Source organism: Aphanizomenon sp. CS-733/32 (assembly GCF_028330045.1).
In the GTDB taxonomy this organism is placed as follows: domain Bacteria; phylum Cyanobacteriota; class Cyanobacteriia; order Cyanobacteriales; family Nostocaceae; genus Dolichospermum; species Dolichospermum gracile.
On the sequence record NZ_JAQMSE010000058.1, the window covers coordinates 1 to 8,803 of the forward strand.

Here is an 8,803-nt window from a genome sequence, read left to right on the forward strand (position 1 = left end):
TACTACACAAACAAAGTCCACCTGCGTGGACTAACGAAAAATCAAGGCTTTTGAACCCACGAAGGTGGGTTTCGTCTGTGTAGCTGCGACTTCTAGTCGCCCTTGCAAGTAATAAATTAGACTTTTCAAACACCCTCTTAACCACCAGAAAACAACAAAGGTAAAATAAACGCTGAAATAATTCCCCCTAAGACAATTACTTCAATTATTTGCAATAATAAACCACCCTTCATAAACTGATTAATTTCTTCCCGGATTTGATGAGAGAAATTACCCAACCAAACACAGAGACGACTATACCATTGAGTAGGACTATCTTCTGGGCGGAATTTCCAGGATAATATTGATAATAATAATGGCACACCACCAACTTTAGCCGACATCAAAACATGAATTGCTAAACAAAAAATTATGATTACCCAAGCTATGAGATGAGCATAATACCAAACATGATCAAGTTCTCCTAGTGGTAGCCATTCTTCCTTCATCATTCTCCCAGATACCACTGCCAAAACAGCAGCAAGTAACATATTAGTATTCACTAACCGTTGCAGACTTACCCACCAAATTGGTTTACCAAATTGAGTTAGATTTTGGATAGAGTCTGGTTGTAATAGTCGTCTTTTTCCAGCATGAAAACTATAAACAGCAAAAAATGGTAGTAAAATCAAGAAAAATACTGCCAATGTTCCATGAATATCCTGTATAGGATTGATTTTAGGAATTGGGATATATCCAAATCTTTTATCAAAAGTGTTGTACACTAGGAATCCGCTAATAATTGCACCAATTCCTAAAATCCCGCTTATACCATGGAGGATTCGGAATATTAATGGTTGATAGGGGGCTGAACGATTCATAACTTGATATAGTAAGTTTCCACAAAGCTAATTTTAGCTGAGTATATTAAAACATAGGATTTATATTACAGCAAATTGTAGATTAATTAGGTACAATATCTAAATTTAAAGCCGAACAGTAGGTTGGGTTGAATGAAGTGAAACCCAACATTGGCAGTAATATAGTAAGAGTTGTGGCGTTGCATAATGGCGGTATGAATTTTGTTTCGCGCAAAGTTGCAAAGGAGCAAAGACGCAAAGTTTTAGATTTTGAGTTTTTAGTTTCATACCTCAATTCAGCAACGCCAGAGTTGTTGGGTTTCCTTGCGTCAACCCAACCTACAATAAATTATTCTCTCTAAAAACTCAAATAACATGAATATCAAAAGTCCTCTCCGTTATCCTGGTGGAAAATCAAGAGCAATTAAAAGCATCGCTGAATGTCTTCCAGAAAAGTTTTCCGAATTTAGAGAACCTTTTGTTGGTGGTGGTTCAGTTTTCATTTATCTCAAACAACAATTTCCCAATTTAAAGATTTCCATTAACGATTTAAATCCAGAATTATTTTTATTTTGGCATTTGGCAAAATCTGATTTATCAAAATTAGTTTCCGCAGTTCGTCAAGTTAAAGAAAATTCTCAAGATGGAAAATTACTTTTTGCCGAATTAGCTCATGTAAATGTTAACACATTATCAGACTTAGAAAGAGCAGTCCGGTTTTTTGTTCTGAATAGAATTACATTTTCTGGAACTATAGAATCCGGTGGATTTTCTTTAGAATCTTTTCATAAAAGATTTACAAATTCATCAATAGATAGACTAGAAAAACTAGAAAATATTCTAACACAAGATATCCAAGTTACCAATTTAGATTATAGTTATCTGATTAATGAACCTGGAAAAGATGTATTCATATTTTTAGATCCTCCTTATGTTAAAGCCGAAAAATCTAAATTATATGGTAAAAAAGGAGATTTACATACAGGCTTTGATCATCAAAAATTTGCTTCAAATTTAAAACAATGTCCCCATAACTGGTTAATTACCTACGACGATTGCCCAGAAATCAGAGAAAACTTTAAATGGGCAAATATCATTGAATGGGAATTACAATATGGCATGAACAATTATAAACAAAAAAAAGCCGAAAAAGGCAAAGAACTATTTATCAGTAACTATGAAATTAACCAAAACTTAAAAAAATCTCAACTGATTGCTTAAACCTCATCTTTGCGCTCTTTCTCTGCGTCTGGAGCGCCTCTGCGTGCAAAAAAAAGCCATTTTTCGGTAAAATCACATTCAACATCATAAAAAAACCGAACAATGGACTCTACTATTTGGTCTAACTTACTCAAACAATTATTAGAACGTCAATCATTATCCCGGACTCAAGCCGCAGAATTGATGCAAGGATGGATCAATGAAACGATTCCCCCAGAACTGTCAGGGGCAATTTTAATGGCCTTGAACTTTAAAGGCGTATGTGCTGAAGAATTAACAGGAATGGCAGAAGTATTAAAATCTCTGTCTTCCGTACCAATAAACAAGGGCGGGGAAACCCCGCCCCTACGGTTAATTGATACTTGTGGTACAGGTGGTGATGGGGCATCAACCTTTAATATTTCCACCGCTGTCGCCTTTGTAGTGGCTGCTGCGGGTATACCTGTGGCTAAACATGGTAGTCGTTCTGCTTCCAGTCTCACAGGAAGCGCGGATGTTTTAGAAGCCTTGGGAGTAAATTTGACTGCTGCCAGTGAAAAAGTCCAAGCAGCAGTACAAGAGGTAGGAATTACATTTTTATTCGCCCCTGGCTGGCATCCAGCCCTGAAAGCAGTTGCCCCATTACGGCGAAATCTCAAAGTGCGGACTGTGTTTAATTTACTAGGACCCCTGGTAAATCCCCTGAATCCTACTGGTCAGGTAATTGGTGTTTTTGATCCTCAACTCATAGAAACCGTTGCTGAAGCTTTAAATCTCTTGGGGACACAAACAGCAATGGTTCTGCATGGACGAGAAAAATTAGATGAAGCTGGTTTGGGCGATATTACCGATTTGGCAACTTTAAAAGATGGTAAAGTATTTCTAACTACTGTTGATCCCCAGGAAGTGGGTGTGATTCCTGCTTCCATTACCGCTGTTAAGGGTGGTGACGCACAAGAAAATGCGGTGATTCTTAAAGAAGTTTTGCAAGGGAAAGGCACACAAGCGCAACAAGATATAGTGGCGTTAAATGCTTCCCTGGCGTTGCAAGTAGCAGGTGCTGTTCCCTGGCTAAATCATGGTCAAGGGGTGACTGTAGCTAAAGAAATTTTACAAAGCGGTAGCCCTTGGACAAAGTTGGAACATTTAGTGGATTTTCTGAAGGATTAGCTTCTGAGTGGACTTGGGGACGAAATTCGACGACGTTACGTTCGATAGTTACATCGTAGTTACCGAAAAAGTCATGTTCTAAAAGTCCTGTTTCTAATTCTGTACCAGCGATCGCTACTGGGACTTTATTGACGATCATACCCCCGGCTTCCATCGAATCAAGATAGCCAATGGGAAATTCCACAGCTTTAGCACTGGCGGTATTGGCTTTAGCCTTGCCGACAGTGACTACACCCAAAGCCGCTGCTATCTTCTGGGTAATCACACCCCCACTCGCCCCCGTATCTACAATCATCTCAAACCGCTGTGTTCCATTGAGACTATTGAATCATTTTAAAATTAAAGTTTTGATGGAGAACTTACAAAAGATCCGTTTTTTGATGAATCAGATAGCGAGAATTTTCCTAAAGGTGCTTACAAACCAGATTTTGAATTTAGGAAAATTCGGTTTTTAATGCCGGAACTTCAAGGTGCTTCCCGTCAAGGCAGATTTATGTATGTTGTTCATCAAGCTTCTTGCTCTGTCTATCCTGTATGGGTTTATACACACGAAGAATATCCTAAAAGACCTAACGATCAGGAATTGAAAGAGCAATTTGCAATTATAGAATAAATGAATATTGTAGATGTAGACTCTCCACCTTCATAAACCATGAGAAGATATATCTTTGCTGTCTTCTAAAAAAAATAAGTTATAGAAGATATAAAACCCTTTTTTATCTCCAATTACCAATTACAAATGATCTATGTCCCTATCTGACGCAATCCCGGCTCTACTTGTCCTAGCAGATGGTTCTGCTTATCGCGGTTGGTCTTTCGGTGCTACGGTCACCGCCATTGGTGAAATCGTGTTTAACACTGGCATGACCGGATATCAAGAAGTGTTAACCGATCCTAGTTACTGTGGTCAAATCGTTATTTTTACTTATCCCGAACTAGGAAACACTGGTATTAATTCCGAAGACGAAGAATCAAATCAACCCCATATTAAGGGAGCGATCGCTCGCAACATCTGTCATAAACCCAGCAACTGGCGGTCCACCCAATCCCTCCCTCACTACCTGCAACAGCACCACATTCCCGGTATTTACGGCATAGATACCCGCGCCCTCACCCGGAAAATTCGGATGTTTGGAGCGATGAATGGCGGCATTTCCACAACAATTCTCGACGAAACAGAATTGTTAGAAATGGTACAAGCAGCACCAAGCATGACAGGCTTAAACCTAGTCAAAGAAGTCACCACACCAACCGTTTACGAATGGATGGAAGCCACAACCACCCCTTGGGAATTCAACCCCGAAGCCGTAGCTAAAATTAGCGAAACCTTCACCGTCGTCGCCCTAGACTTTGGAGTCAAGCGGAATATCCTCCGCCGTCTCGCCAGTTATGGATGTCGCGTCATAGTTGTTCCTGCCGATACACAACCAGAAGAAATTCTCAAATACAATCCAGATGGTATTTTCCTCTCCAACGGACCAGGAGACCCGGCCGCTGTCACAGAAGGTATCAACACCACCAGAGCCTTACTAGACAGCCAAAAACCCATATTTGGCATTTGTATGGGACACCAAATTTTAGGTCATGCTCTGGGAGCAGAAACCTTTAAACTGAAATTTGGACATCGCGGTTTAAATCAACCTGCCGGCTTACAAGAAAGAGTGGAAATCACCAGCCAAAACCACAGTTTCGCCCTGAACCCAGACTCCCTGCCCACAGCCACAGTTGAAATCAGCCATTTGAACCTCAATGATCTGACCGTAGCTGGAGTCCGTCACAAGACCCTACCTGTGTTTTCTGTCCAGTACCACCCAGAAGCCAGTCCTGGACCCCATGATGCCGACTACTTATTTGAGCAGTTTGTCCTAAAAATGCAAGCAGCACGGCAATAAATTTTAGATTTGGGATTGCCGATTTTAGATTTGGGATTGCCCTTAGCGAAGCATACACAGCGCAGCGAGTATTTTTCCCTCAGTAGAGGACAGGAATCTATACCAAATTTTTTTAATCTAAAATCTAAAATCTAAAATCTAAAATCTAAAATTCCCATGTCATGATGGGCATTGGTAATTAGTAAAAAATTTTGCCAGTTGCCAACATAGACAAATTGCTCAAAAACCATCTATACTAGAACGTTTACTTTTAGTAAAAAGAACGAGGAGAAAATCATAGCTGAACCACTAAATCTAACCGTGAGCCTGAGAGGTACACGCGAAGTCCGCGATAGCTGTCAGCTATTCCGCCTCACAGGTTTATTAGACGCTTTCTCTGAGCCGACATTCACTAAAGTAATTGGCACTAAAATTGAAGAAGGCCCAAAAAACATCATTTTGGATCTTTCAAAGATCGACTTTGTGGATAGTTCTGGCTTAGGAGCGCTCGTAAGACTAGCCAAACTGGCTAAACCTGAATCTGAAAGTGAAGGCAGTTTCCAAATTGTCACTAATGCTCGTGTCACCCAGACGGTTAAGCTTGTTCGTTTAGAAAAGTTTCTCTCCCTACAAGTTTCAGTTGAGGCAGCCCTAGAAAACGTCCCAGCAGATTGATTGCTAGAATGGAAAATCTAAATTAAGCTATCCGATGTCAAATCTGGGTAGCTTAATTTTTGGATATAATTAAGTAGGGTTTGCTGGAAAAGTTATCTGTAAGGGCTAGGAGTCAGGAGTCAGGAGGAAAAATTAGAAGATTCTCTATCCCATTTAAGTAAGTAGAAGTAGGTGAACCGAAAAATTTCAAGGTATGTGAAGAAAAGTAAAATCGCCCAAAACTCTCTTCCTGTTCCCTGTTCCCTGTTCCCTGTTCCCTTGCCCCAACGACAATTTTTAACGCCAACCTACTTACATACCGCCATAGGAAAGAAGAACCCCTATTTAATGTATTATGTTGAGAGTTACAGCAGATTGAAGATTAATGATGTATGGGATCTAAATTCAAAGCCGGACAGCAAACCAGTTTTAATTCTGACTCCTGACTCGGTGACTCCTGTTGTAAATATAATTTAAGTTGCTTGAGATAATGACGGCAAAAATTGTCTCCCGATGTAGTGCTTTTTTAAGGAATGATTAATCTGTGAAGTCCAAGGAGGAAACAGGCGAACACGAAGAAGATGAAACCGCTACACAGCATTCATCAGAGATTTACCCGTGGTTGGTAAATGCCACGCAACTACCCCAGCAAATATCCCCAGCCCAAATAAAACAGATATCTCCTTCAGCATTAGCCTACTTGGGGGATGCAATTTACGAACTATATGTTAGAATGTTTTATCTGTGGCCACAACAGCGATTGGAAAATTACCATCGTTCCGTAGTGGATCAGGTAAGAGCAGAAACACAAGCGCTACATTTGCGAATGTTAACTCCTTACTTGAGGAGTAACGAATTAGAAATTGTTCGCAGAGGTCGTAACTCTGCTACGAGTCGCCATAAGCGACTAGATCCCGAAATTTATCAACAGGCAACTAGTTTAGAAACCTTAGTTGGCTATCTATATCTTACTGATTACCCCCGTTTAACCGAGCTATTACAAAAACTTCCCCTAGAGAAATAGTGAGAAGCTACATCTGGCGATTGTTACTGATTTGTAATGGTTCATTAAATTGATGTCATCGGGCTGTTCACTCATTTAAATCAAACCTCAATACTATTATGACAAGTCAACCAAAGAAAAATCATGCCGGCGGACAACCAAAACGTGGTCAGCCAGTAAAAATCAAGGGTAAGCGCGTTGTGCCTCAACCTAGCCGTAATCAAGGCAAAAGTGATGGTAAACCCCTTTCTGTTAAACCCCGGACATCTCGCTATGGTTCTGAACCATCCTCAGAAGGTAGAGGAGACAGAGAAGGTAAATCATTCTCAGTTAAACCTCGCACATCTCGCTATGGTTCTGAACCATCCTCAGAAGGTAGAGGAGACAGAGAAGGTAAATCATTCTCAGTTAAACCCCGGACATCTCGCTATGGTTCTGAACCATCCTCAGAAATTACCTTAGCAAATGAAGGTAAATCCTTTACTGGTAGATATCGTCCTTCTTCTCAATCTTTCCACCAACTTCCAGAAATTGCATCCACAGAAGAGACTGATATAATCTACGGTCGTCATCCAGTTTTGACGGCGTTGGAAAATGAACGCAGTATTAACCGTCTTTGGATTACTAGCCGTCTTCGTTATGATCCCAGATTTCATCATTTGATTTTGCAAGCCAAGGATAATGGCGCAGTAATTGATGAAGTTGAACCAATGCGGTTAGACCAAATTACTGGTCGCGCTAACCACCAAGGAATAGCGGCTCAAATTGCTCCTTATGCCTATATTGAATTAGAAGACCTGATTGCTAAGTCCAAATCTATTACTGACCCTGTAATTGTAGTTGCTGATGGTATTACTGATCCCCATAACTTAGGGGCGATTATTCGCACGGCGGAGGCTATTGGCGCTCACGGTTTGGTGATTCCTCAAAGAAGAGCAGCGGGAATTACTTCTACTGTAGTGAAAGTTGCCGCAGGTGCATTAGAAACCTTTCCTGTATCTAGGGTCGTCAACCTGGGTCGCGCTTTAGAACAGTTAAAAGAAGAGGGCTTTTGGATTTATGGAACTGCGGTTACAGGTAGCGAACCATTACAAAGTGTTAAATTTAGTGGGCCTGTGGTTTTAGTTGTGGGTGGTGAAGGCGAAGGTCTGGGGATGTTGACACAACGTTCCTGTGATGTTTTGGTGTCCATTCCCTTACAAGGTAAGACTCCTAGCCTCAATGCGTCGGTGGCGACTGGTATGGCACTTTACGAAATTTATCGTCAAAAATCGCAGAATACACTGTATCTTGATAAACTACAGACAATTGCTTTGAAAAAACAATAGTACAAAAGCTGATCTCGTGGATATTTGTCTGCGAAATCAGCAAATGTAAAAGACAATAAATTTAATCTATTTGCACACGCCCAGTTATCACGTTTATAAATCGGCGAAAACTATGACAACGATTTGGCATAACTTCCAAGAGAGGTTAATTAGCACATTCAATGGACTCGGTCTTGCTTGGTGGGTAGAAGTTGTTACACAAAATCCCCGTTGTACATACTACTTTGGTCCATTTTTTAGTTCTGCGGCAGCTACTAAAGCCAGTAATGGCTATGTAGAAGATTTGGAAATTGAAGGGGCGCAGGGAATTATGGTGAATATCAAACGCTGTAAGCCTGCTGTTTTAACAATTGCTGAAGATTTGGGGGAATGGATTGACCGTAAAGTAAAGCCTGTCTTTAGCGGTCAAAATTAGTCTAATTACCAATTCCAGAGGCTGTTATCGTTCCTGGGCTAATCCTGGGAACGAGTTATGCCTGATTTAAACTTTCATGATTTGGGGGTTGGTTGCTAACCAATTGTCAATGTCTCCTAATAACTGTTGGGGTATTTCCTAAAGAAAGAGATGGGCTGTGTTAGCGATCGCTTGCCGAAAGTATTACAGCAGTTTGAGATCAAACGCGGTACAAAGATGGTAAACTTTAAAGATGTAAAAAAAATAAAATAATTGAGATGTATGGCAGCAGCATATTCGATTGATATAAGACAGAAAATATTAAGTGCTTGGCAAAATAAAGA

At 40.4% G+C, this 8,803-nt stretch carries 9 protein-coding genes and 1 pseudogene; 8 read left to right on the forward strand and 2 right to left on the reverse strand.

From position 1 onward, the window contains the following. Window positions 1-137: 137 nt before the first annotated feature. The gene (locus PN471_RS04790) at window positions 138-860 is read right to left on the reverse strand and encodes a cytochrome b/b6 domain-containing protein (protein WP_271775872.1); all 723 of its coding nucleotides are present in this window, start codon (window positions 858-860) and stop codon (window positions 138-140) included. Between the two features lie 354 nt (window positions 861-1,214). On the opposite strand from PN471_RS04790, the gene PN471_RS04795 reads away from it, so the two are divergent. Together PN471_RS04795 and trpD are read left to right on the forward strand one after the other, a co-directional pair. Then, on the forward strand, window positions 1,215-2,060 hold the full coding sequence (locus PN471_RS04795; protein WP_271775873.1) for a DNA adenine methylase: 846 nt from the start codon (window positions 1,215-1,217) through the stop codon (window positions 2,058-2,060). Between the two features lie 102 nt (window positions 2,061-2,162). Continuing rightward, a complete protein-coding gene (gene trpD, locus PN471_RS04800; RefSeq protein ID WP_271775874.1) occupies window positions 2,163-3,209 on the forward strand; it encodes an anthranilate phosphoribosyltransferase in 1,047 nt (348 codons plus the stop codon). Here the strand turns inward: trpD and PN471_RS04805 are convergent. Then, window positions 3,139-3,531 (reverse strand): annotated as a pseudogene (locus PN471_RS04805) (retropepsin-like aspartic protease family protein); the annotation flags it as partial. The gene trpD and the pseudogene PN471_RS04805 overlap by 71 nt on opposite strands. 132 nt (window positions 3,532-3,663) lie before the next feature. On the opposite strand from PN471_RS04805, the gene PN471_RS04810 reads away from it, so the two are divergent. From PN471_RS04810 to PN471_RS04835, 6 genes are all read left to right on the forward strand, one after another. Continuing rightward, a complete protein-coding gene (locus PN471_RS04810; protein WP_271775875.1) occupies window positions 3,664-3,822 on the forward strand; it encodes a hypothetical protein in 159 nt (52 codons plus the stop codon). Between the two features lie 133 nt (window positions 3,823-3,955). After that, window positions 3,956-5,101, forward strand: a complete 1,146-nt coding sequence (gene carA / locus PN471_RS04815) for a glutamine-hydrolyzing carbamoyl-phosphate synthase small subunit (RefSeq protein ID WP_271775876.1) — start codon at window positions 3,956-3,958, stop codon at window positions 5,099-5,101. Between the two features lie 273 nt (window positions 5,102-5,374). Continuing rightward, window positions 5,375-5,755 carry an STAS domain-containing protein gene (locus tag PN471_RS04820; RefSeq protein WP_442867132.1) on the forward strand — a complete coding sequence of 127 codons (381 nt, stop codon included), beginning with the start codon at window positions 5,375-5,377 and terminating at the stop codon, window positions 5,753-5,755. A 523-nt stretch (window positions 5,756-6,278) separates the two neighbouring features. Next, entirely contained in the window at window positions 6,279-6,758 is a 480-nt protein-coding gene (locus PN471_RS04825) for a Mini-ribonuclease 3 (protein WP_271775877.1), read from the forward strand. A 98-nt stretch (window positions 6,759-6,856) separates the two neighbouring features. Continuing rightward, a complete protein-coding gene (gene rlmB / locus PN471_RS04830; protein WP_271775878.1) occupies window positions 6,857-8,065 on the forward strand; it encodes a 23S rRNA (guanosine(2251)-2'-O)-methyltransferase RlmB in 1,209 nt (402 codons plus the stop codon). Between the two features lie 112 nt (window positions 8,066-8,177). Beyond that, window positions 8,178-8,480, forward strand: a complete 303-nt coding sequence (locus tag PN471_RS04835) for a DUF1816 domain-containing protein (protein ID WP_193899702.1) — start codon at window positions 8,178-8,180, stop codon at window positions 8,478-8,480. The last annotated feature ends 323 nt before the right edge of the window (window positions 8,481-8,803 follow it).

Coding starts and splice junctions, on each gene's coding strand:
- PN471_RS04835 (WP_193899702.1), top strand. CDS start 8,178: ATGACAACGATTTGGCATAACTTCCAAGAGAGGTTAATTAGCACATTC.
- PN471_RS04810 (WP_271775875.1), top strand. CDS start 3,664: ATGCCGGAACTTCAAGGTGCTTCCCGTCAAGGCAGATTTATGTATGTT.
- PN471_RS04790 (WP_271775872.1), bottom strand. CDS start 860: ATGAATCGTTCAGCCCCCTATCAACCATTAATATTCCGAATCCTCCAT.
- rlmB (WP_271775878.1), top strand. CDS start 6,857: ATGACAAGTCAACCAAAGAAAAATCATGCCGGCGGACAACCAAAACGT.
- PN471_RS04795 (WP_271775873.1), top strand. CDS start 1,215: ATGAATATCAAAAGTCCTCTCCGTTATCCTGGTGGAAAATCAAGAGCA.
- trpD (WP_271775874.1), top strand. CDS start 2,163: ATGGACTCTACTATTTGGTCTAACTTACTCAAACAATTATTAGAACGT.
- carA (WP_271775876.1), top strand. CDS start 3,956: ATGTCCCTATCTGACGCAATCCCGGCTCTACTTGTCCTAGCAGATGGT.